This is a genomic window from Psychrobacter sp. (genome assembly GCF_049295055.1).
In the GTDB taxonomy this organism is placed as follows: Bacteria; Pseudomonadota; Gammaproteobacteria; order Pseudomonadales; family Moraxellaceae; genus Psychrobacter.
Map to the genome: position 1 here is coordinate 80,587 of NZ_JBAQQF010000002.1, position 23,846 is coordinate 104,432.

Genomic DNA, 23,846 nt, shown 5'->3' on the forward strand with positions numbered 1-23,846 from the left:
AGTGAGGCTTTTTTATAAAATGGATAAAATAGGGGAGATGGTCAGATCAAAATAAAAGAAATACATATTGTTAAAAAAATTGAATAAATACCAAAATCTATTTATGAGCTTTATGGACGCTGATTCAATCGGCTGACTCCAGCAATCAAAGCCACCATGACCATTCCCATGATAATGAGAACAGCAGACATCATATGCGCTGCTTCATAATTTAATGCTTCTACTTGCTCATAGATGGCAATGGAGACGACTTTAGTTTCACCAGAGATACTGCCACCTATCATTAATACCACACCAAACTCCCCAATGGTATGGGCAAAGCTGATGAGGCTACCAAGGATGATACCGATACGCGCTTGCGGTAATGCCACGCGTATAAATCGTCTGAACCGGCTGGGCTCCAGCAGATGAGCGACGTCCATCACACTGGCTGGAATGCGTAAGAATTGCGCGTAGACAGGCTGAACGTAAAAGGGGAGTGAGTAAATAATAGAGCCAATAACCAGTCCCTCAAAAGTAAAGGTGAAGGCACTAATATTATATTGAGCAAGCCACTTACCAATGCCAAAGTTTGGGCTTAACAGTAGTAATAAGTAAAAACCGATCACCGTTGGTGGCAAGACAAGAGGCATGGCGATAACCCCCATGAGCAGTATCTTTATGCGCCCAACGATATTGCCGCGACTGGGTTTGGCCAACCAATAAGCCACTGGGGTTGCAAACAATAACAAGCATAGGGTGGTAATACCGGCAAGCTTGACGCTTACCCATACGGGTAGCAGCATATCTGAGATAAGAGACTGAGACATCATAGCGTTATTGTTTATCTACCTTTTGCCCAATGCATTAATTATAGAACGCTACTTATAATGCCATGTCATTTATTATACTTATAGTCAGTGAAAAGTAATATCGATACATCACACACTGCTGATATCAATTTTCCTTGCTTGCTGTGCCTGCGCAGACAGAGGCGACAAAAAATTGATATCAGCAATACCGTAGCGATTTTAGGATATTTTGACTATAATCCTGCTTTCCGCTTTTATCTGTCTTGCCGCTGACTGCAAAAAGATAACTCTACAATTAGGGCTGAACAGCATTAGGATGTAATGCTAATTATTTTTTAGTTTTGAAATAGCTTCAACTATTTTCTCAAAATTTTCTATAGACAGTCCTTTAAGGTCTTTTACATCTGAATGTTCAAGATTGTTATGATTTCCAAAATACTTTTCCACAAGTTCCCCTTTAATCTTTTGCTTTGTCTCAAGCTCTAAGTCCTCAATAAATGGATTTATTGAAGCCAATTCTAACTCAGCATTTCGGTTTACTGTCTCTAGTTTTCGATGTTTAGATGATTCGCGAGCGGCATAAGTTGCTGGATACGATAGGGATATAGCAGCAATAACTCTCACTAGGGCTTGTTGCCAAGCTAAACCATCGACATTTAAATTCCATATGGTTATCAGTAAGATAATCGAAAATGCTCCCATAAATGCAACTGCCACCCAGCGCCATCGATTTGCATCCTTTTTATGGTCATTAGCTATATTTTGATAGTTACCTGTTATACCTACATTTGCTATTAAACCTACAAGTGTTCTTGCTTCATCATGTTTAGTTTCTAGGCTACTTACTAAATCCAATGATTCGTTATTTGTATTGTCTTTAAGTTCATCGAACTCTTTTCGAAACTGCTCTTTTGACTGTTCTATCTCAGCACTATAGCTTTTTAAAGCAGTGCTAAACTGTTGGTCATGCTGTGTTTTTATATCATCAAACTTCGATTGAAAACTGAAGCTCAAGTTTTCAATTTCTTCGCTTTTACCTTTAATATGTTCAATTAGCTCTTGAATACTATTTTGGTGGGCTGTTAAATCATTGCTTAGACTGTTAAATTTGTTCTCAAGTTCATTTTTTTCTTCTTTTAGATATTTATACTTATTTGCTACAATATTTTCAAAATCAACAATTTTTCCTGAAAAATCAAATCATTTTTAGAAATAGGTATTGGGAAAGTTCTGATTATATTGATAGCAGCACTAAAGTTATTTATGGCGTTATTTAGATGACCTTCGTTACTATTTCCAATAAAGCTATTTATTTGATTGACACCTTCATGAAGCTCGCTACTTAAGCTATTCACTTCTGACAATTGAACTAAATCAGATAATGTTAACTTTATTCGTTGATTTATAAAAGATGAAACTGTTTGAAAGTAGGAAAATTTTTCAATATCTATCTTTTTCTTAATATCTTCATCAGATAATATTTCTTTAAGTGAATTTAATCTGTCAAATATTACATGTTTTTTAAAGTTTTCAGGAGTCATTTAGTTAGCTCTATTTAGTTTTCAATATTATGAACGATATTGTCAACAAATGTAATAAAGTGTTTTATTAGATCTACCTTAAAATATACTCCATGCGATTGTTTAAAAATATTTATGATGTCCGTGTGTACGACCTAATCTACAACTATATCAAATCAGTCCCACAAAAAAGCCGAGCAAAATGCCCAGCTTTTTTCACATCATTCTTTCTTAAGTTCTAAAACTTATAAAGCAAACCAAGTGTCGTCGTCGACTCAGTACGCGAGTCAACCATCGGGCTATCGTACTGCTCATTTGGCAGATAGCTTAAGCTTTGATTGGCAAATCCTGCCCAGCGCTCATTGAAATCATAGTTGGCACTAATATTGATGTAGGGATTCAAGCTCGAATTAGAGGTGTAAGCTTCAACGCCCGTCTTTGCTGACTCTTTATCACTGACGCCATAATAGTATTCATTGTAGTCAGCATCATAAAACTCAAAGCCAACGCTTGGATAGACGGTTAGCTTGTTTTTGGTGATTTTGGCAAGGTAGCTTAACTTGGCAGTATTGCCACCACTACGATCTAAAATATCGGTCGCTATCTGTGCGCGAAAGCCACCGACAGGGGTGCGGCGCAGATAACTTAGACCGGCAGCTGCTGACGCTTTACGTTTATCCAAACCTGCCAAATTTCCACTCGCATCATCAGGGTCAAACTCGCTACCCTCGAGCTGAGCGTAAGCAGATATCTGATTGGTGCCATCGTTCAGCAGGTAGACACCCGCTTGGGCACCGCGTGCATACACTTTATTATTATCATAAAACACACCCGGTAATACCAGGAAATCAGTGCCATCTTCTAAATCATAAGCTGAATTTACCGCCATGACGTTGACACCAACGCTTAGCTCGGCATCAGGATCTTTCGGTAGGTTTTTATTAAATAGTGCGGCATTGGATAGGCTAGCGACACTAAATAATGCGGTAGCCGTTAGAGCGCTAAGCAAAGTGCGCATAGAGGGATTAGATAGCGCTGATGATTTCAACATGATTTGCTCTCATAAGTGAGTGGGATAAATAGGTAAAAATAGTGGATTAGTGAAAGCCAAAATTAATTTGCGTGAGTTATTAAACCGTTTAAAAATAATGAATAACCGTGAGGTTTTACTTAGCGGCTTTACTCAGCCATTTTACGCAATGGCACTTAGTACTTGTAATATTTGCTGATGAATATCTTGCCACCACCATATAAAACCAATACTAATAAGTAACATCACTAGCCACGGCAGGAGTTGCCAAATAAGTGTAGATTTAGGCGGTGTTTTTTCTTCGCTAACCATCGGATAATTAGGGATAACATTAAGGTTTGAGTTTACACCAATATTATTGTCAATATGACTCTCATTATACAAACTGGCATTATTTAAACGAGCATTATTTACGCTCGAATCGTTATTAAAGCCATTTTCGTTATCTAAACGATGATGGCTATTAGCAAAGTCAGTATCGCTACTTGCTGGAGAGTTGATATACGTGGTCTGGTAGTTGTCTTGCTGCTCGTTTTGCTGTTCATTTTTAAAGTCGCTTTGATATCCATGTTGATAGCTGCTTTGAAAAACAGGAATGCTAGGCATATTCTGTAGAGTAATAGCCATACGCTGACGGTAGGCGATCGCGAAAGCCAGCGCAATCATGAGTCCGGTAATCGCGCCACCAATATGACCCGCATTATCGATACCCGGTACGGCAAAACCATACACCAAGTTGATGCCCATAATAAATATCAGGCTTTTAATATTCAGCACCATGCCATTGACTGATATCTTAAACAGTGCGGCGATTAATAATGCAGCGCCAATACCCATGATGCCACCAGACGCACCAGCCGATATGCCGGGTTGTCCAGTACCATCCAAAATACCTTGCCACGTGACGTAGTTATTGAGTAGGCCACCACCGATAGCCGCCAGTAAAAACAACGCTAAAAACTTAGCTGAACCAAACATTGGCTCGGCGATTTGCCCAAAGAAATACATGGCAAAACCATTAAATAATAAATGCATCAAACCAATGTGCAAAAAGGCACTGCTGACCAATCGCCACGGCTCACTATCCATGGTAAAAGGTAAGGCATTAGCACCCCATTTCACCAGTTCTTCAGTTGAGGGATTATTGGCATCAACGCCAGTCAGCACTTGCATGATAAATAGTCCGATAAAGCTAACTAATAGCAGGGTGGTGACGGGTGCTGTCTTTAATAATTGTTGAATGGTCATAAAAGCAAACTATTAATGAAAGATTATAAGGAGAGTATAAAGGGTATGGTCAGGGCATGTCATCCACAACCATGCAGAACTATAGATAACGATGTTTTCATTATTAGATGTTGCCATTATTGATAGCTATGCAGATTATGGCTCTGTAGATTTAAGATTTTTAGTGAAACATTTTATTTAAGATTCTCATAAGTCCCTTTAACCAATATATTATCAGTGACTTGATTGATATCGGTATGACCACAAAATGCCATGCTGATATCGCACTCGTTATAAATCAGCTCTAGCGCGCGGCGGACACCATCTTCACCATAAGCACCGAGCCCATATAAAAATGCGCGCCCAATCATCGTGCCATTTGCTCCAAGCGCTAGCGCTTTAAGTACATCCTGACCGGAGCGAATACCACTATCCAGCCAAATTTCAATCTCGCTATTTTCCGCCCGTACCGCTTGTACGATATCGGCAAGAGCAGCAATAGAGGAGGGCGCACCATCAAGCTGACGCCCGCCATGATTTGAAACCACAAGCGCATCCGCACCACTACGAGCAGCCAATATGGCATCCTCAGGTTCCATAATCCCTTTGATAATTAGCTTGCCGCCCCACATATCTTTGATACGAGCAACATCATCCCAGCTCAGCGCAGGGTCGAATTGCTCAGCCGTCCATGCCGATAGCGATGAGATATCTTCGACGTTTTTGGCGTGACCGACGATATTACCAAAGGTACGGCGGCGGGTTTGGAGCATATTCATGCACCATTGCGGCTTAGTCATTAGATTTAAGATATTGGCAAGAGTCGGTTTTGGCGGCGCGGATAAACCGTTTTTGATGTCTTTGTGGCGTTGTCCGAGCACTTGCAAATCAGCAGTTAGGATTAAAGCTGAGCAATTGGCCGCTTTAGCGCGGCGAATAAGATTGGCCATAAATTCTTGATTACGCATGACATATAGCTGGAACCAAAAAGGTGCACTGGTGTTTTCTGCAATATCTTCAATCGAGCAGATACTCATGGTTGATAGTGAAAATGGCACGCCAAATTTTTCCGCTGCTCGCGCGGCATGGATTTCCCCATCTGCCCACATCATGCCAGTAAAGCCAGTAGGCGCGATAGCGACTGGCATTTTTACAGTCGACCCTATCATGTCGGTAGCAAGCGACCGTCCTTCCATATTGACCAATACTCGCTGGCGCAGTTTAATACGGTCAAAGTCGGTTTCATTACTGCGATAAGTGGTCTCAGTCCATGAGCCAGAATCGACATAATCATAAAACATACGTGGTACTTTACGCTCAGCGACACGGCGTAAATCTTCAATTTCAGTCACTTTTTTTAAATCTTTCATAAACTTCTCACTATTCACGTTTTATGATTTAGTTAATGCTATGAAATGGATACTAGCGATGTATTGTTGCTATGAATTCATTAAAAGTTGCTGCAAATCCATCACGGAAAATGGATAATTTAAGCGTTTGAATGGCGTCAGTATCACTGGGATACTAGTGGCAAATTTCATCATAAGTGCTTCATCAAAATCAGCGATGTCGACATGTTGATAAGTAATAGGCTGTACCGCTTTAAACTGTGTGATGATTTGCTCAGCGATGTCACATAAATGACAGCCAGAGGTACCAAGTAACCACCATTTATCAATATTTTCAATAGTACCGAGATGAGGCTGTGCTGCAATCATTTGTGCCCGTAATGCCGTTATATTATTATCATGCATATTAACTCTCTTATTTAATACTTGTTACAAAGTGCTATTTTCAAGCCTTAATTAAAATTTGATCAAAAACGTCAATATTGCTTAACCTTTATGACATGATAAATATGACATGATAAAGAAGTAGGGTAAATAATGACAGCGATTGTGAGATTAGGTAAGATAAGCTGCTATTTATCATTGCTGATTTATCATCCTTAGTTCAGAATCATTGATTCATAACTATTGGCTGATGGCTTTTTATTGCTAGATGCTTATTGCTAGATGCTTGTTAATAGCTTCTTACTTCATCTTATTATCTTTTCAATCACTTGGGTATCACGCATGACAGGTTTCGGTAAATTTATCAAACGACTGATTTTGGCATTCATAGTATTGGTCGTGGCTTTTCATGTGTTGGTGGCAGGATTGCTGGTTATTTGGAAAACGCAGCCGATTAATAACAGTATGTTTATGCTGACCCATCGTATTACGGGCGGTGATGTTAGCCAGACTTGGGTTGACTATGATGAGATTGCCAAATCTGCTAAGCAAGCGGCGATAGTCAGTGAGGATTCAACGTTTAACCAACATAGTGGCTTTGATATGAAAGGTATTAAAGCGGCACAGAAGAAGAACGAAGCGACTGGTAAAATGTCAGCAGGTGGCTCAACCATCACCCAACAATTGGCTAAAAACTTATTTTTAACCTCGCATCGCTCTTACACACGTAAAGCTGAAGAGGCTATTATCACAGTGATGATTGAAGCCTTATGGGACAAGCAGCGTATTTTGGTCGCTTATCTAAATGTGGCAGAGTTTGGTAATGGTGTTTATGGTGTCGAGGCGGCGTCTCAGTATTATTTTGATAAATCGGCTGCCAATCTGAACCGCGATCAATCAGCTTTACTAATTGCTATGCTGACCAATCCAAAATACTACGAAGGCCATCAAAGCGATAAACGCTTGCGTAATAAACAACGTATCATTAAAAAGCGCATGAAAAATGCGGTATTGCCACAATCTGCTTAAATTGCCGGATTATATTGCTCATTGAATCGGATGGCAGTAATTTTGAAACGTGTTAGTCAGTTTTATAAAAAATAATAATGATAAGATAGAAAAGACGTTTAGTATAAAAACAAGTATAAAAGATGATGGCATGTCGATAATGATAAGGATAAGGAGTAATAACGTGGCAGAAATGGATAATAAGCACAATACAAGTCATAACACTAATAACATTATTGAGACCAATCATGATATCAATGATATTGATACAGAGAGTAGCACCAACAGCGCTGTTAAAATAAATAATCTCATTATTGATAGTAGCTCTAACTTAACTGAGATTGAGTGGCAACGCTCGGAGGATGGTAGCTATTCACCTAGCAGTTATATCAATCGTGATTTGTCTTTATTACAGTTTCACCTGCGCGTTTTAGCGCAAGCAGCAAGTCCGCGCCATCCTTTACTTGAACGTCTATTCTTTTTGATGATTTTTTCATCGAATTTGGATGAGTTTTTTGAGATTCGCGTTGCCGGTATCATGCAAAAGCTAAACCTAGGTGACGTATCGACCAGTGTTCACGGTATGCGCCCAAGCGAAATCCTTAATGAAATATCAGCGGTGACTCATGATGCCATTGATGAGCAATACCGTATTTTAAATGAAGATATTCTGCCAGCATTGGCGCTTGAAGACATTCGCTATCTCAAACGTGATGAGCTTAATGCCGAGCAATCAGCATGGATGAAGCGTTATTTTATTGAGCAAGTATCGCCAGTACTGACGCCTATTAGCATCGATCCAGCGCATCCATTTCCGCGTCTGGTTAACAAGAGCCTCAACTTTATTGCCACTTTAGAAGGCAAAGATGCTTTTGGTCGCGATATTAATCTGGCTATCGTTCCAGCACCGCGCAGCCTGCCGCGAGTGATTCGCCTGCCTGATGAGCTGACTGGTGGCAAAGAGCATCATGTGATGCTATCAGCGATCATCCATGAGCACGTTGGTGAGCTGTTCCCCGGAGTCAATGTCACTGGTTGTCATCAATTTAGGCTCACACGTAATGCTGACTTAGACTTAGCAGATGATGTTGAGGATATCGCCAAGGCGCTGGAAGGCGAGCTTGAAAACCGCCGCTTTGGCGATAAGGTACGCCTTGAGGTCACTACCGACTGTCCGACGCCCATTAGCGATTATCTACTCAATGAATTTGATCTACATGATAACCAGCTTTACCGTGTTAATGGACCAGTGAACTTAACGCGACTGCTATTTGATTTCAATATTCCAGAGCTGCGCTATAAGCCCTTTACTCATATCGTTCCTAAACCCTTTCGCCGTGATTTTGATAAGCTTGATAAAACCACCAGTATGTTTGCCGCCATGCGTAAAGGCGATGTCTTAGTACATCATCCTTTCCATGCGTTTTCACCAATTGTCAATCTACTATGGCAGGCCGCCAACGATCCAAAAGTTTTGGCTATTAAGCAAACATTATATCGCTCAGGTACCAATTCAGAGATTGTTCAAGCTCTTGCTGCTGCCGCGCTTAATGGTAAAGAAGTTACTGCAGTCATCGAGTTACGTGCGCGCTTTGATGAGGCATCAAATATCGCAGTGGCTAATTATTTACAAGAAGCGGGTGCAGTGGTAGTTTACGGCATCGTTGGCTATAAGACCCACGCTAAACTGATGCTCATCGTTCGTCGTGAGGATGATAAAATCCGCCGTTACGTACACTTAGGTACTGGTAACTATCACGCAGCCAATGCCAAGGTTTATACGGATTACGGGCTATTCAGCGCTGACCCTGACATCTCTGAAGACGTTCATAAGATTTTTAATGAGCTTACAGGGATGGGTAAACCTGCTAACCTAAAAAAGCTCTTACACGCGCCTTTTACCTTGCATGATAAGCTGATGGGCTTTATTGATGATGAGATCGCTTACGCTAAAGCTGGCAAGAAAGCGCACATTATTATTAAAGTTAATGCGCTGACCGAACGTCGTTTGATTGATAAATTATATGACGCCTCACAAGCAGGCGTTAAGATTGAGCTGATTTTACGCTCTATGTGCTGTTTACGTCCGCAAGTAAAAGGTCTGTCTGAAAACATCACAGTGCGTTCTGTTATCGGTCGTTTTTTAGAGCACACACGCATTTACTATTTTCATAATGATGGTAATGAACGTTTGTATTGCGGCAGTGCCGACTGGATGGATCGTAACTTATTCCATCGCGTAGAGGTCGCGTTTCCGATTGAAGATAAGAAATTGTCTAAGCAGATTTATCAAGATGGCTTATTAAATTATCTCCAAGACAACATGCAAGCATGGACGCTCAATGGCGATGGTGTTTGGCAGCAGACTGAGCCAGCAGCAGGCGAGCTACCACATATTGCCCAAGATTATTTATTAAAGGTGATTAATGGCGTTGGCGATCCCGTCTAGCTGACTTGGTTAATACTCTCTCAAAGACCTATCAATCACATCAAAATTTCTTATCAAGATAAAAACCAAGCGCAGATATTATTCTACGCTTGGTTTTTTTGTTGCGGTAAACACAGAAATTAACTTACAAACAGTGTTGTAAGCTCACACTTATTCACACAATGATACGGCAGTACACTAGTGCAGTGGTTGATACCTTGCCTATAATTGATGTCTGTACTGTAAATATCTAATAAAGACGCTTTATATATAGATAAACCTAACTACATAACTATAAAAAATAGGAACTACATTATGAGTAATACTAATAACGATACCTCAGATATTAAGCAAGCTGCAGAACATGCTGATGGGAAACAAATTGAAAAAAACCTTCAAGATAGAAAAGAGGTTGATGTACCTGAAGCGTTAACCAAAGAAGAAGAAACGCCATTTATTGACGAAACATTGCGTACCGACAAGTAAGTGTCGATGTTTAAGCAGAGCAGTAACTGTTCAGCGTCTTATCCTAAATAAGCGAGGTATGCCAGATGACTATCCATGAAACTAATAATATCCATGAAGCTAATAATACAGTGCTAGACGAAAAAGGACCGAATAACGAAGAGCCCGTTCCTATTAGTGATCCAGCTGCATTAGAACCTGATAACACGAAAGACAGTTATGAGGGACGCAAACACGAGCCAGAAATTGATGGACCGCAGCAAAAATCTCAAGAAACTGATGAAATTTATTCTGACCCGCGTAAGGAAGAGAACTTACCAGATGGCGGCAAAAATGTCGCTGACCTGAATGCTTATGACCTAAGCCAAAAAGGTAATGAAATTTAAAACCTCTTGTTAAAGATATTCTATCAAAAAAGCTAATTTTAGTAGAAGGCAGTCTTTAAAACTGCTGTACAAAATAGATAAAAGTAAGAGCCCAGTCTTTAATAGTGATCGTTTTAAACTCTTAAAGACACTAATTTTAAGTACTCTTTATTAAAAAAAATAACTTTTAAGGACAATATAATGGAAACTAAAGATCCAGCATTAACTAAATCTCGTATTACTGATACCGATGCTACTGATATCAATCATAGTAGCCATGTAAATTCTAATCCCAACATTAAAAATAGTACCATGCATGACAACGATATCGCTGATCTAGCTGATCAAAAAGGTACCCAAACTTTGCAAGAAACAGTGATTGGTACAAGATACATTAGTGATGATGTAAATCACGGTAAACATATGCATGAAGATATTCACCATAATAATTATAACGTTATGTCTACCGATGATGGCATTGAAAACTATACTACTACCAATAAAGGCACCGAAACCTTTCAAGAAACGGTTATAGATAAAAAAAGTGTTATAGATTCAGAGCATGTCAATGATGGTGATAATGCAGCGCGTCAGCCAGATCGCCGTGACCAAGAAGGCAGTGCTTTTGATGAAGGCGTTAACGAACATAACGTTGGTAGTGAAGCGCCCAAGAGCCATGAGATTACTGATATGAACCGCTACGCCAATATCGATAATGCGCAAACTCGTATTTTAAACCCAGATGAAAAAGATTAATATTCTTCCAGTAGTCAGTTGATAAATATTATTTGTTAAACATCTAAGACGTTACAAGTATTGAATATTAGGTCTTGAGCATAAGGAAACGCTATGAATACGCCAGATGATGAAGCAGTAGACAACAAGACAAATTATAAACTGAAAGATGCAAATGATAATAATGGTATTGTTCCTGATGATGCGTTACAGAAAGTCAATCCAGCCGCTGCAGAAGAACTCACTCCTGACCATGACCCACATCATGTAGCAAAAGACCATAAGCAGTACGATAGTACATTAATGGTAGATGATAAATAATCACTGTTATAAACATGAAACTTGAATGATTAAGCTTTGACAAAAAAGGTGAGACAAACAACGTATTTAACGTAGTTTGCCTCACCTTTTTATTTTATGTAGAAAAATTTAATAAATTATAGTAAAGCAGGGTTGCCACTGTGAAAGCGTAATTCAGTATCTGAAGTCGATATTAATTCTGCTTCTACCTCTTTAAATAACGCCACACGCTCATCAATATTATCATCCGATAAAGACTGCGCAAGCGCTAGATAGTCTTCAAAGTGGCGACTTTCTGACTTCAATAAGTAGCGATAGTATTTCGCCAAACGCTCATCATCGATTACCTCAGCAAGTGCAGCAAAGCGTTCACAAGAGCGCGCCTCAATAAAAGCCCCTATTATCAATACATCTACCATTGCTGCTGGCTCGTAGGTGCGCTTATGTTTGAGCATACCTTTAGCATAGCGCCCCGCACTTAGGTATTGCCACTCTTGCCCGCGCTCATTCATAATGCCAAGCACTTGCTCATAGTGCAGCATCTCCTCACGTATCAATTGCGCCAATTTGCGCTGCAAATCATAGGAAAACTCATAGCGGAATATTAAGTTCATCGCTGTACCAGCCGCCTTTTTTTCGCAATTGGCATGATCTTGAATAATTAATGGCAAGTCATTAATGGCTGCATTTACCCAAGCTTGCGACGTTCGTGCACCCAAAAAATTATAAATAGCGGAGAGTTCTACCTTTAAAGGGGCTCGTAGTTGTCCGATATCGACACTGTCTTCTTTAGAATTGTCATTTTTGGCATCGTCTTTTTCGGCATTGTCTTCTTGCGTTTGATCTGCTTTAAATATGTCCTCTTTGATATTAGCTATTGGCGATTGCATTATTGAGGTATTTTGCGAATTTGTGGTCATAGTTTAATTAAGCTTTATTTTTAAGTGAAGGTTTAAAATAAGAGTAAAAGATATTGTATTTTTATGAGTGAAGTCTATTTAATTTTTTATAATATTTTCAAATGATAGATAACCGTTACGCATAAATTGAAAATGTAATGATTACTTACAGTTTATAATGACTTTTAAGTTAATGTGTTTAGACTTGGCAGCTATAGTCTCTAGCTCATATGGATTATAGGGTATCATTTATATACAGCCTAAGTATTTACTTACTGAATGAGGTTTTCTTGTTTATTTCATTATTTGATAGTAGGATGCTATTTTGCTTTTGGGGCATTTTGTCTTACTATTGATTTTCAGTTAATAGTGAGTCGCTAGCATTATATCAACTATCAGTGCCGTCTCAAAGTTTGAGGTTTATGTGTGGTGTTTGCTTAAAAATTCTCTAGATTATATCTGATAATAATGTGTTAAATAAGCGACTAATTATAGCTAAAGTAATGGTAGCCAATTTAATATATTAAGAGATTTGCTGGTCTTGTCACTTAAAGTCAACTGTTTAGTACTTTGCATAGATGCTTTATATACCCATTTACATCTCCATTGTTTTTTTATTAGTTCAACATTAACAAACCTCACCAATAGATAAGGATAACAATATGAGCCAGTCTTCTAACGTCAATCGTGTTCAGAAAGGCATTCTTGCTATCGATCAGCAGATGTTCGATTTTATTGAAAACGAAGTGCTGCCGAAAGTGGGTATTGATTCAGACAGTTATTGGTCAGGTTTTGAAAAGGTTGTCAAAGAATTTACGCCTCGTAATAAAGCACTGCTTGCTACCCGTGACAAGCTCCAAGCACAGATTGATCAGTGGCATTTAGACAATCCTGCTAAAAATGGTGATATTGATTACCCAGCTTATAAAGCATTTTTGCAAGAAATTGGCTATCTCTTGCCAGAAAGCGAAGACTTTAACGTTAGCACAGAAAATGTCGATGACGAGATTGCACATATTGCAGGACCGCAGTTAGTTGTACCTGTGCGTAACGCTCGCTATGCATTGAATGCGACCAACGCTCGTTGGGGCAGCTTGTATGATGCTCTATATGGCACAGACGTGATTAGTGATGAAAATGGTCAAGAAGCAAAAGGTGGCTATAATCCAACTCGCGGCGCAGCTGTCGTTGCTTATGCCAAAAAATTCTTAGATGAAAGCTTTGCACTAGCATCAGGCTCGTACAACGATGCGACGGGTTTTAAAGTGGTTAATGGTAAGCTTGAAGTTGCTCAAGGCGATAGTAGCACGCAACTAAAAGATTCTGCTCAATTTGCAGGTTTCGTCGGTGACGCACAAAGCCCAACGGGCATCTTATTAAAGAACAATAACTTGCATGCTGAGATTCAAATCGATGGCAATCATCCGGTTGGTAAAGATGACCTAGCAAATATTAAAGACGTGTTGTTAGAGTCAGCGATTACTGCTATTCAAGATTGTGAAGATTCAATCGCTGCGGTAGATGCTGAAGAAAAGGTCGAGGTTTATCGCAACTGGTTTGGCTTGATGAATGGCGATTTGCAAGAGACCTTTGAAAAAGGCGGCAAAACCCGTACTCGCAAACAAAACCCAGACCGTGAATATACTACCCCAGATGGCGGTACGCTTATCCTACCAGGTCGTTCGTTATTGTTGATTCGTAATGTTGGTCATTTGATGCAAAACCCTGCAATCTTAGTTGATTTGGGTAATGGTCAAGAAGAAATATTCGAAGGTTTGATGGATGGTTTGATTACACCATTATTGTCTTTGAATGATCTTAACGGTAAAACCAAGCTATCGAACTCACGTAAAGGCTCGATGTATATCGTTAAACCAAAAATGCATGGTCCTGAAGAAGTCAAAATGGCCAATGACTTGTTTAATGCCTCAGAAGATTTATTAGGCTTAGAGCGTAATACGCTAAAAATCGGTATTATGGACGAAGAACGTCGCATGACGGTCAATTTAAAAGAAGCTATCCGCCAAGCGAAAGAGCGCGTTATCTTTATCAATACCGGTTTCTTAGACCGTACTGGCGATGAGATGCATACCAGTATGAATGCCGGAGCATTTGTACCTAAAGGTGAGATGAAGGCTCAAGCGTGGCAGCCAGCCTATGAGCAATGGAACGTTGATATCGGTCTTGAGACCGGTCTACAAGGTCATGCTCAGATTGGTAAAGGCATGTGGGCGAAGCCTGATGAGATGAAAGAGATGATGGACACTAAAGCTGCCCATCCAGAAGCAGGTGCTAACACCGCATGGGTGCCGTCACCAACAGGGGCAACCTTGCACAGCATGCATTATCATCAAGTCAATGTCACTGAGGTTCAAGACAGCTTAAAATCACGTAAGCGCGCAAGCTTAGATGATATCTTGACCATTCCTTTGGCTAAAGATACCAATTGGACAGATGAAGAAAAGCAGCAAGAGCTTGATAATAATGCTCAGGGTATCTTAGGTTATGTCGTACGCTGGGTAAACCAAGGCGTTGGTTGTTCTAAAGTACCTGACATCAATGATGTTGGCCTCATGGAAGATCGTGCCACCTTGCGTATCTCTAGTCAACATATTGCCAACTGGTTGCATCATGATGTGGTCAGTAAGCAGCAAGTGATGGATACGATGAAACGTATGGCAAAAGTGGTCGATGAGCAAAATGCGGGTGATAGTAGCTATCAGCCTATGTCAAACGACCTTGATAACTCTTATGCCTTTAAGGCTGCGTGTGACTTAGTGTTTAAAGGTCGCGAGCAGCCAAGTGGTTATACTGAGCCATTACTGCATCAAGCACGTCTTGACCTAAAAGCCAGTACTGCTTGCTAAATAATGCTTATATTTGATAGTCATATAGCTTTAACGATGATCGGCATTGCTAACTGATTAGTCACGAGCCATCTATAGATTTAAGGCGTTTATGACGGAATATTTATAGTTTTATTGCTGTTATTTTTAAGCTCACCCTTATTTGCCTATCGCGAATAGGGGTGTTTTTTTATCTGTACTTAAAGATAGGTTAAATATCATATTAGCTACAGGTTCTAGTTATCTTTATTATTAAATCCTGAAAAATATGTTGCAAATTATGTCAAAGTTGTTATGCTTGTAGCTGAAGTATGAGTTTGGTAACGGATGTTACGCAGCAGAGCGATAAAGACCAAAGTTTACATAGCAGTTACGATATTAATCTTAGTTATGTAGCTCACGGTTTTTTTCATCTTACGGTAATAGAACTTCGCCACACTTGTTTCTGACTAATCTCGGTAGCCAGTTACACATTATATCTTTGAGGATTTGTGACGATACCATTATGGGCACCAGCTAATCTTAGCTAGCTCATTACTAAAATTGTAAAGTGGAGATATACCCATGAAAAAACTACTTTTAGCTACAGCAATCGCTGCTTTATCTGTATCTGCAGCCAACGCAGCTCCAACTATTTATGGTAAAGCTTTTGTAGCGGCTGACTATATCGATATTGATTTTGATGGTCGTGCTATTTCTGACAACACAAGTGTTAATTATGGTGAAGATCAAGTAGAGATTAATTCTCATGCTTCACGTTTAGGCTTTAAGGGCTCTGAAGCATTAAGCGCTAATACTGATGTTATCTATCAGTTAGAGTATGGTACAAGTATCTCTGGTGATAACGCTACTTTCACTAACCGTGATACATTCCTTGGTGTAAACAACAAGCAATTCGGTGAATTCCGTGCTGGTAAAAACCAATCAACGCTAGCTCGTATTGACAACGTTGTTGTGAACCAAGGTTACTGGGATAACCTAGGTCAAACTGAAAATGAAAGTGAAACAATTTCAGCGTTAAACATGGCAGATAGTAACCGTCTTGCAAGCTCAATCATTTGGACTGCACCCAAGTACAATGGTCTGCCATTACAATTGTCTGCAATGTACAGCTCTAATGATGTAGATGGTGATAACTCTGACGACGCAGGTTTCGGTGTTGCGATGATGTTTGATCAAGGTACTGGCTTTACCGCTGGTGTTGCATATGATAAAGATCAAAATATTAACGGTGATATCATTCGTGGTACTGCTACTGTAGATCTAGCCAAGTTTATGGCAGCTCCGGTAACATTAGGCGCGCTATATCAAGTAGCTGACTATAATGGTTCTTCTGATAAAGAGAAAGGTTTCGTTATTAGTGCAGCAATGGGTCTAACTAACTTTGCCCGTCCAGCTTCTATTTACGCACAGTACAACAACACTACTAACTTAAATGGTTTTGGTGATTCTGATTCAGATCAAATTGTTGTTGGTGGTAAATACTTCTATAAAGACAATATCATTGCTCATGCCTATGCAGGCTTAAATAAAGCTGATAATGTTAACTATAGATATAACACTAATATCAAAGACGTTTTTAACGATGATATCATGGCTGCCGCAAGAGGTGATGCTGAAGTATTAGTAATTGGTACTGGTCTAGAATACAAATTCTAATCTAACTATTAGAATCGTATTATAAAAAACTCATCCTTCGGGGTGAGTTTTTTTGTTATAACAATTTTTGATTTCTAAAAATTTGTTATGGAAAACGCTAAAAACTAAGAGTTTAAGCAAGTTTATGTTTTTACCCTATATTTTGTGGCGTATTTTTAGTAAAATCCTTCTTTACCAATTACCGAAAAGAGTACTATGACCAAGTTTATATTTGTGACCGGTGGGGTAGTGTCCTCACTAGGAAAAGGTATCACTGCTGCTTCTCTTGCTGCAGTCCTAGAAGCACGTGGCGTAAATGTGACGATGACCAAAATGGATCCGTATATCAACGTCGATCCAGGTACCATGAGCCCGTTCCAGCATGGTGAAGTGTTTGTGACCGAAGATGGCGCGGAGACGGATTTGGACTTGGGCTATTATGAACGTTTTTTACGTCATTCAAAAATGAGTAAAAGCAATAACTTCACCAGTGGTCGCATCTATCAAAACGTCTTGAATAAAGAGCGCCGTGGTGAGTATCTTGGTGGTACGGTACAAGTGATTCCGCATATCACTGATGAGATTAAGAGTAAAATCCTTGCCAGTGGCGAAGGCTACGATATCGCGATTATCGAGATTGGCGGTACTGTAGGTGACATCGAGTCACTACCATTTATGGAAGCGGTACGTCAGATGCAAGTGGAGCTAGGTCGTAATCGCGCCATGCTGATGCATCTAACACTAGTGCCTTATATCGCTAGTGCCGGTGAAACCAAAACTAAGCCGACGCAACACTCAGTCAAAGAGTTGCGTTCTATTGGTTTGCAGCCTGATATATTGATTTGCCGCTCTGACCATCATATCTCACAAGACAACCGCCGTAAGATTGCCTTATTTACCAACGTCGAAGAGCGTGCGGTCATTATGTGTGAAGATGCGCAAAGTATTTATCAGATACCACGTACCTTGCATGAGCAAGATCTTGATGACTTAATTTGCGAGCGTTTCGGTCTTGATTTGCCAGAAGCTGATTTGAGTGATTGGGATAAAGTCGTTGAAGCGCAGTTAAATCCTGAAGCGACCGTAACAGTAGCGATGGTTGGTAAATACGTCGAGCTGCCTGATGCGTATAAGTCTATCAATGAAGCGCTGCTACATGCTGGTATCACGCATAAAGCTGACGTTAAAATAGACTATATCGATGCTGAACTTCTAGAAACTGATGATGATTTATTTGCACGTCTTAACGATGCCGATGCTATTTTAGTACCCGGCGGTTTCGGTGAGCGCGGCACGATTGGCAAAATGAAAGCCATTACTTATGCGCGCGAAAACAAAGTGCCATATTTAGGTATTTGCCTTGGTATGCAGCTGGCAGTGATTGAATACGCCCGTAATGTGTTGCATATCGATGCCAACTCTTCTGAATTTCATCGCACAGCGGCTGAACCTATCATTGGCTTAATTACTGAATGGTTAGATGAGCGCGGCGAATTACAGATTCGTAGTGATGACTCAGATCTTGGCGGCACCATGCGTTTAGGTGCACAGAAAGCTGAGCTGGTCGCTGGTAGTAAACTTGCCCAAATCTATGGTGCAACCAATATCACTGAGCGTCATCGCCATCGTTATGAGATGAATAACCGCTATATCGAGCCATTAGAGCAAGCAGGTATGACGGTATCAGGTTATTCTGCTAAGCAGCATTTGGTTGAGTCGGTTGAGCTTGCTGACCATCCTTGGTTTATCGCGGTACAGTTCCATCCTGAATTTACTAGCTCACCGCGTGGTGGTCATCCATTGTTCAATAGCTTTGTAAAAGCAGCAAGAAATTATAGCGATAGTAAATAAGCTTTAATTCTTGCAGCTATTCTTACAACTATAAAACCACTTAAAAGACTGCTCTTCGGATCGGTCTTTTTTTGAGCCTGATTTTAACGATAGTGATTGTGATTGATGTTTCTAGCGATTTTATTGTTATTATGATTTCATGTCTTTGACGATATATGGCATGTAATTACGCTTGTCACCTTTTTTTAATTGGGCTATCGGTTACAATATATAATAGAATATTTATAAAAATAAAGAGGACAAGGATTTTATGAAAAATTTATTAACCGCTCAATCAAATATCCAGCTTCATACCCCTAATAATAACTGCATCACTATTGGTAACGATCAGCCGTTTGTCTTGTTTGGTGGTATGAATGTTCTAGAATCTAAAGAGTTAGCGTTTGAGATTGCTGAGCAATATATTGATATCTGCAAAAGGTTGGATATTGGTTATGTCTTTAAAGCCAGTTTTGATAAAGCCAATCGTTCAAGCTTGCATTCATATCGTGGTCCTGGACTAGAGAAGGGTATCGATTGGCTTGGGCAAATCAAAGAAAAATTCCAAGTACCTATTATTACGGATGTGCACGAGCCGTATCAAGCGGCACCGATCGCTGAGGTTGCTGATATTATTCAGCTTCCGGCGTTTTTGTCACGTCAAACGGATTTGGTCCACGCAATGGCAAAGACAGATGCGATTATCAATATTAAGAAGGCACAGTTTTTAGCGCCACATGAGATGCGTCATATCGTCAATAAATGTCTAGAGGGCGGTAACGATAAGCTTATCCTTTGTGAGCGTGGTAGCGCGTTTGGTTATAATAACCTTGTCGTTGATATGCTTGGTTTTGATACCATGAAGCAGACGAATATCCCTGTATTCTTTGATGTGACGCATAGCCTGCAGCAGCCGGGCGCGCGTAGTGACAGCGCTGGCGGACGCCGTGAGCAAATTACAACGCTTGCACGTGCAGGTATGGCAACAGGATTGGCAGGGCTGTTTTTAGAAGCGCATCCAAGTCCAGAAACCGCAAAGTGTGATGGTCCTTGTGCCTTAAGAATGAGCCAATTAGAGCCGTTTTTACGTCAGCTTAAACAGATTGATGATTTGGTAAAAGGCTTTGAGGTACTGGATACTCATTAAAAAAATAGATCATAAGAGGATAGAGTAATGGCGATTAAAGTTGCACAGGTAAGTATCGAAAATATCGATGACGCCGAAGGATTAGAGAGCGTGATGACAGCGTTAAAGAACATCACAGGCGTAACGGCGATTGAGCTGGATACGGATAACCATACTGCGTTTGTGCGTTATGATGATACAGAAACCAGTATCCATGCATTTACAGCGGCAATCAGCATGGTCGATTATGTTACCCAGCCATTTCCTATCGATGCCCCGCAAAATCCACGTTATCATGATTAGGCTTGGTTTATAAAAGGATAACCAAACTGACTTGTGGTCAACGCCAATACCTCTTATGCTGGTCTTGGGTATCTTGATAAAACCTTATACCATTAAAGTATAAAATTCATTCACAGATAAAAACAAGGAGCCTAACATGGCGAACCAAACACGTATTATTAAAATTGAGGGTATGACTTGCGGCGGCTGTGTTGCGAGTGTTCATAATGCTACTGCCGATATCGATGGTTTAGACAATATCAGTATCGAGCTTGCAGACAATCAAGCGACCGTTACCTTTGATGATACAAAAACTAGCGCTGAAAAAATTGCTGCTGCGATTGATGAAGCGGGCTTTGATGCGACAGTCGCTAACGCGTAAGTAAGTTGAGTAAATTGTAATGTATATCGGAATGAAAAAACCAGCTGTTATAGCTGGTTTTTTTAGTCGCTGAGCTGTAGTAATAATAGACTTAGACTTAGACTTAGACTTAGACTTAGACTTAGACTTTTGTCATAACTGTTATTGCTAATTGGTATATTCGAGTTAATATCAACTATAATCATTTAATATCTATTATCAATATGTTATTTAGTATAATAATATAAAAGCAAAGTATATTGACTTGAAAAGTTCATTGATAACCTAACTTCATTGTAAGTGATATCCTTTACTCAACGATACTTTGATAGCAACGCCCTGACACCCTTGTCTATTTTTACCGCTTCTCTTTATAACTGCTATTTACAGAATCTAAATGACAGCTTTTAAAAAATAGTGCTTAAAGCCTTATAAATGCCATAACGAGTTTTATTTATGAATGATTCTAGCCGTACCGATACCCTCAACTACAATCAAAAAGCCTACGAAGTTGAGACTGATATTCAGTCCGATACTCAGCTAGCTCCAAAGCGTGCGCACCTGCAACTGGCGATTGATGGAATGACGTGTCAAGCCTGTGCATCACGAATCGAAAAGGTGCTTAATAAAAAACCGTCTATTTATGAAGTTAATGTGAACTTTGCAGGCGAGACCGCAAATGTAGATTATGATCCGACACAGACGACGCCAGAACAGGTAACGGAATGGGTAAACAAAACTGGCTTTGTGGCTAATCTGCAGGCAGCCGATAGTTTGTTTTCACAGACTGATGAGGATAAAGCAACGCAGTATCCGTGGCGTTTGATAGGTTTATGGATTTGTTTGCTACCATTTTTAATCGGTATGGCAGGTATGGCGACGGGTTTTGGCATGGCATGGATGCCACCCGTTTGGATTCAGTTTATCCTAGCGACGATTGTACAATTTGGTTTTGCATTACCGTTTTACAAGAGTGCTTGGGCGTCCATCAAAGGTGGTCTTGCCAATATGGATGTGTTGGTCGTCATTGGTACGGTGACTATCTGGGCATATTCAACTTATTTGTGGCTGACGCATGGCGATGGAACTTTAAATAGTCTGTTGCAAAGTGGTCATGCTGGTGGTCACGGCGCTGGTAATAGCCCTGCAGTGTATTTTGAAGCAGGCGTGATGGTCATTGCTTTTGTGCGTACGGGTAAATATCTCGAAGAACGAACCAAAAAGCACAGTCTAAACAGTATCGATTTATTATTGTCATTAATGCCTGATGAAGTCGAGCAGCAGCAGCCAAATGGTGATTTCCATAATGTCGCCCTCAAAGAGGTGCAAGTGGATGATATTCTGCGTGCTAAACAAGGCAGCCGCGTTGCAACCGATGGTATCGTTGTAGATGGTGCTGGTTGGTGTGTGGAGAGTCATTTAACCGGTGAGTCGGTACCGCTCAAAAAAGAAGCAGGCGATGGGTTGTTAGCAGGTGCTTTGGTCGAAAATGGCAGCTTGTTATACCGTGTACGTGCCAAAGGCAGCGATACTAAGTTGGGCGATATGGTACAAGCGCTCAGCGATGCACAAGGCTCAAAAGCCAATCTGGCGCGTCTTGCCGATAGAGTAACGGCTATCTTTGTGCCAGTTGTGGTTACGATTGCCTTAGTTACCTTTGGGCTGACATGGTGGCTGACGGGTATGATTGATACCGCCTTAATGCATGCGGTATCAGTATTGGTCATTGCTTGTCCGTGTGCGCTTGGTTTGGCAACACCTGCTGCAATTATGGCGGGTATGGGTGTCGCGGCTCGGCATGGCGTTTGGTTTAAAGATGCTCAAAGTCTTGAGGCCGCAGGTAATATCGATACAGTTGTGCTTGATAAAACGGGCACATTGACCATTGGTAAACCGACCATCGTTGATGAAGTGATGGTTGATAAGTCACTTGCTGTCGATGATGTCTTGCAAATTGCAGCAAGCGTTGAAGCGCATGCCAGCCATCCACTCGCCACTGCGCTTATCAATGCAGCCGCAGAGCGTAACTTACCACTATTAACCGTCAATGATATTAGTGTCGTCAAAGGCGCTGGTATACAGGCAAATATCGAAGGGCTGGGGGTTATAAAGGTTGGTACTGCAGAATTTGCTAATCTAACTTTACCTAAGCTGATGCCAAAAGTATGGCAAATTGCCAGTACGGTTGCGGTTAGCATTAATGATGAACCGCTCGGTGCTTTTGCCTTAGCTGATGACTTAAAAGCGGATACGCCACGAGCAATTACGGCACTACAAGATGCTGGCATTAATGTGATTTTGATGAGCGGTGATAAACAGTCTGTCGTCGATCATGTCGCAGGACAGCTGGGTATTGAGCAAGCTTATGGCAAGATGAGCCCACGTGACAAAGCCAGTCAAATTGCTTTATTGCAAACAGCTGGCCATAGAGTTGCGATGGCAGGAGATGGCGTCAACGATGCGCCAGCGATGGCAACTGCTGATGCCAGCTTTGCGATGTTTGAAGGCACTGATGTCGCCCAACATAGCGCCTCTGCGCGCTTGATGGGTGAGTCGTTGATGCATATCGATGCGGCGCAAAAAATCGCTGATGCAACCGTGCGTAATATTAAGCAAAATCTATTCTTTGCCTTTATTTATAATTGCCTTGGTATTCCATTGGCAGCCTTTGGTTTTTTAAATCCTATGATTGCCGCTGCTGCTATGGCGCTTAGCTCCATTTCAGTATTGATGAATGCGCTACGTTTAACCCGATTTAAGACAGACGTTGAGCTGGATAATACGGTATCTAACTCTAATATCGATACAAAGCATCCAGTGAAAGTTTAGATATTTTTTTACAATGATGAAAGCCTAGTGTTTGCGATACTGTCCTGACTTGAGCAAATCGGAAATCACCAATATTGCTATTTATGTTTGATTTTATGAGCGCAAGTTGGTGTAAGATAAGGGCAGTTTGGCAAAATATATGCTATGATGCCAAGCACTATAGACCGCTGTTAAGGTGCTAAGTAAGCCCTTATTAATGCTCAGAATTGATCTGTCGTATAAATATACAAAGCTATTTTGGGCGCAGGTGCTATACGATATTTTGTTTTATCTTTTTTGTATTCTAGCTGCCGTTATTTACCCCCTAAACTTGGCATGACCAAAGGAATTAACAGACATTATGTACGCTGAAGAAACCACCAACGTCGCCGCAATTAAAGACATTCGCGCTCGTGAAATTTTAGACTCGCGCGGTAACCCAACGATTGAAGCT

21 protein-coding genes are annotated in these 23,846 nt (G+C 40.5%); 13 read left to right on the plus strand and 8 right to left on the minus strand.

Translation table 11 applies throughout. The annotated features are described in order from the left end of the window. Window positions 1-110: 110 nt before the first annotated feature. The 7 genes from modB to WAZ74_RS00440 form a co-directional block, all read right to left on the minus strand. Complete coding sequence (modB, locus tag WAZ74_RS00410; RefSeq protein WP_422304595.1) at window positions 111-812, minus strand: molybdate ABC transporter permease subunit; 702 nt, start codon at window positions 810-812, stop codon at window positions 111-113. 303 nt (window positions 813-1,115) lie between these two features. Further along, window positions 1,116-1,805: a hypothetical protein gene (locus tag WAZ74_RS00415; RefSeq protein WP_422304597.1), complete on the minus strand. Its 690-nt coding sequence runs from the start codon at window positions 1,803-1,805 to the stop codon at window positions 1,116-1,118. 143 nt (window positions 1,806-1,948) lie between these two features. After that, window positions 1,949-2,332: a hypothetical protein gene (locus tag WAZ74_RS00420; protein ID WP_422304599.1), complete on the minus strand. Its 384-nt coding sequence runs from the start codon at window positions 2,330-2,332 to the stop codon at window positions 1,949-1,951. Window positions 2,333-2,549: 217 nt separating this feature from the next. Then, window positions 2,550-3,362, minus strand: coding sequence for a MipA/OmpV family protein (locus tag WAZ74_RS00425; protein ID WP_422304601.1), 813 nt, complete (start codon window positions 3,360-3,362; stop codon window positions 2,550-2,552). A 141-nt stretch (window positions 3,363-3,503) separates the two neighbouring features. After that, on the minus strand, window positions 3,504-4,589 hold the full coding sequence (locus tag WAZ74_RS00430) for a rhomboid family intramembrane serine protease (protein WP_422304603.1): 1,086 nt from the start codon (window positions 4,587-4,589) through the stop codon (window positions 3,504-3,506). 173 nt (window positions 4,590-4,762) lie between these two features. Next, window positions 4,763-5,938, minus strand: a complete 1,176-nt coding sequence (locus tag WAZ74_RS00435; RefSeq protein ID WP_422304605.1) for an alpha-hydroxy acid oxidase — start codon at window positions 5,936-5,938, stop codon at window positions 4,763-4,765. A 69-nt stretch (window positions 5,939-6,007) separates the two neighbouring features. Beyond that, window positions 6,008-6,322 (minus strand): glutaredoxin family protein, encoded by a 315-nt coding sequence (locus WAZ74_RS00440; RefSeq protein WP_422304607.1) that lies wholly within the window; start codon window positions 6,320-6,322, stop codon window positions 6,008-6,010. A 321-nt stretch (window positions 6,323-6,643) separates the two neighbouring features. Here WAZ74_RS00440 and mtgA point away from each other — a divergent pair, with 321 nt between their 5' ends. From mtgA to WAZ74_RS00470, 6 genes are all read left to right on the plus strand, one after another. Then, on the plus strand, window positions 6,644-7,330 hold the full coding sequence (mtgA, locus tag WAZ74_RS00445; protein ID WP_422304609.1) for a monofunctional biosynthetic peptidoglycan transglycosylase: 687 nt from the start codon (window positions 6,644-6,646) through the stop codon (window positions 7,328-7,330). A gap of 172 nt (window positions 7,331-7,502) precedes the next feature. Continuing rightward, window positions 7,503-9,758, plus strand: a complete 2,256-nt coding sequence (ppk1, locus tag WAZ74_RS00450; protein WP_422304652.1) for a polyphosphate kinase 1 — start codon at window positions 7,503-7,505, stop codon at window positions 9,756-9,758. Window positions 9,759-10,052: 294 nt separating this feature from the next. After that, window positions 10,053-10,223, plus strand: coding sequence for a hypothetical protein (locus tag WAZ74_RS00455; RefSeq protein WP_422304611.1), 171 nt, complete (start codon window positions 10,053-10,055; stop codon window positions 10,221-10,223). A gap of 65 nt (window positions 10,224-10,288) precedes the next feature. Continuing rightward, on the plus strand, window positions 10,289-10,588 hold the full coding sequence (locus WAZ74_RS00460; protein WP_422304613.1) for a hypothetical protein: 300 nt from the start codon (window positions 10,289-10,291) through the stop codon (window positions 10,586-10,588). Between the two features lie 180 nt (window positions 10,589-10,768). Further along, the gene (locus WAZ74_RS00465; protein ID WP_422304615.1) at window positions 10,769-11,323 is read left to right on the plus strand and encodes a hypothetical protein; all 555 of its coding nucleotides are present in this window, start codon (window positions 10,769-10,771) and stop codon (window positions 11,321-11,323) included. A gap of 93 nt (window positions 11,324-11,416) precedes the next feature. Then, window positions 11,417-11,623: a hypothetical protein gene (locus WAZ74_RS00470; protein WP_422304617.1), complete on the plus strand. Its 207-nt coding sequence runs from the start codon at window positions 11,417-11,419 to the stop codon at window positions 11,621-11,623. 116 nt (window positions 11,624-11,739) lie between these two features. On the opposite strand, the gene WAZ74_RS00475 is transcribed toward WAZ74_RS00470, so the two are convergent. Then, entirely contained in the window at window positions 11,740-12,522 is a 783-nt protein-coding gene (locus tag WAZ74_RS00475) for a tRNA-(ms[2]io[6]A)-hydroxylase (protein ID WP_422304619.1), read from the minus strand. A gap of 641 nt (window positions 12,523-13,163) precedes the next feature. On the opposite strand from WAZ74_RS00475, the gene WAZ74_RS00480 reads away from it, so the two are divergent. The 7 genes from WAZ74_RS00480 (at window position 13,164) to WAZ74_RS00510 (ending at window position 23,413) form a co-directional block, all read left to right on the plus strand. After that, the gene (locus WAZ74_RS00480) at window positions 13,164-15,368 is read left to right on the plus strand and encodes a malate synthase G (RefSeq protein ID WP_422304621.1); all 2,205 of its coding nucleotides are present in this window, start codon (window positions 13,164-13,166) and stop codon (window positions 15,366-15,368) included. Window positions 15,369-15,911: 543 nt separating this feature from the next. Then, window positions 15,912-17,006, plus strand: a complete 1,095-nt coding sequence (locus tag WAZ74_RS00485) for a porin (protein ID WP_422304623.1) — start codon at window positions 15,912-15,914, stop codon at window positions 17,004-17,006. A gap of 195 nt (window positions 17,007-17,201) precedes the next feature. Continuing rightward, entirely contained in the window at window positions 17,202-18,836 is a 1,635-nt protein-coding gene (locus WAZ74_RS00490; protein WP_422304625.1) for a CTP synthase, read from the plus strand. Window positions 18,837-19,086: 250 nt separating this feature from the next. Continuing rightward, window positions 19,087-19,962: a 3-deoxy-8-phosphooctulonate synthase gene (gene kdsA / locus WAZ74_RS00495; RefSeq protein ID WP_422304628.1), complete on the plus strand. Its 876-nt coding sequence runs from the start codon at window positions 19,087-19,089 to the stop codon at window positions 19,960-19,962. Between the two features lie 27 nt (window positions 19,963-19,989). Further along, complete coding sequence (locus WAZ74_RS00500) at window positions 19,990-20,244, plus strand: cation transporter (protein ID WP_422304630.1); 255 nt, start codon at window positions 19,990-19,992, stop codon at window positions 20,242-20,244. Window positions 20,245-20,380: 136 nt separating this feature from the next. Then, window positions 20,381-20,605, plus strand: a complete 225-nt coding sequence (locus tag WAZ74_RS00505) for a heavy-metal-associated domain-containing protein (protein WP_422304632.1) — start codon at window positions 20,381-20,383, stop codon at window positions 20,603-20,605. 435 nt (window positions 20,606-21,040) lie between these two features. Continuing rightward, window positions 21,041-23,413, plus strand: a complete 2,373-nt coding sequence (locus WAZ74_RS00510) for a heavy metal translocating P-type ATPase (protein WP_422304634.1) — start codon at window positions 21,041-21,043, stop codon at window positions 23,411-23,413. Window positions 23,414-23,846: the final 433 nt, after the last annotated feature.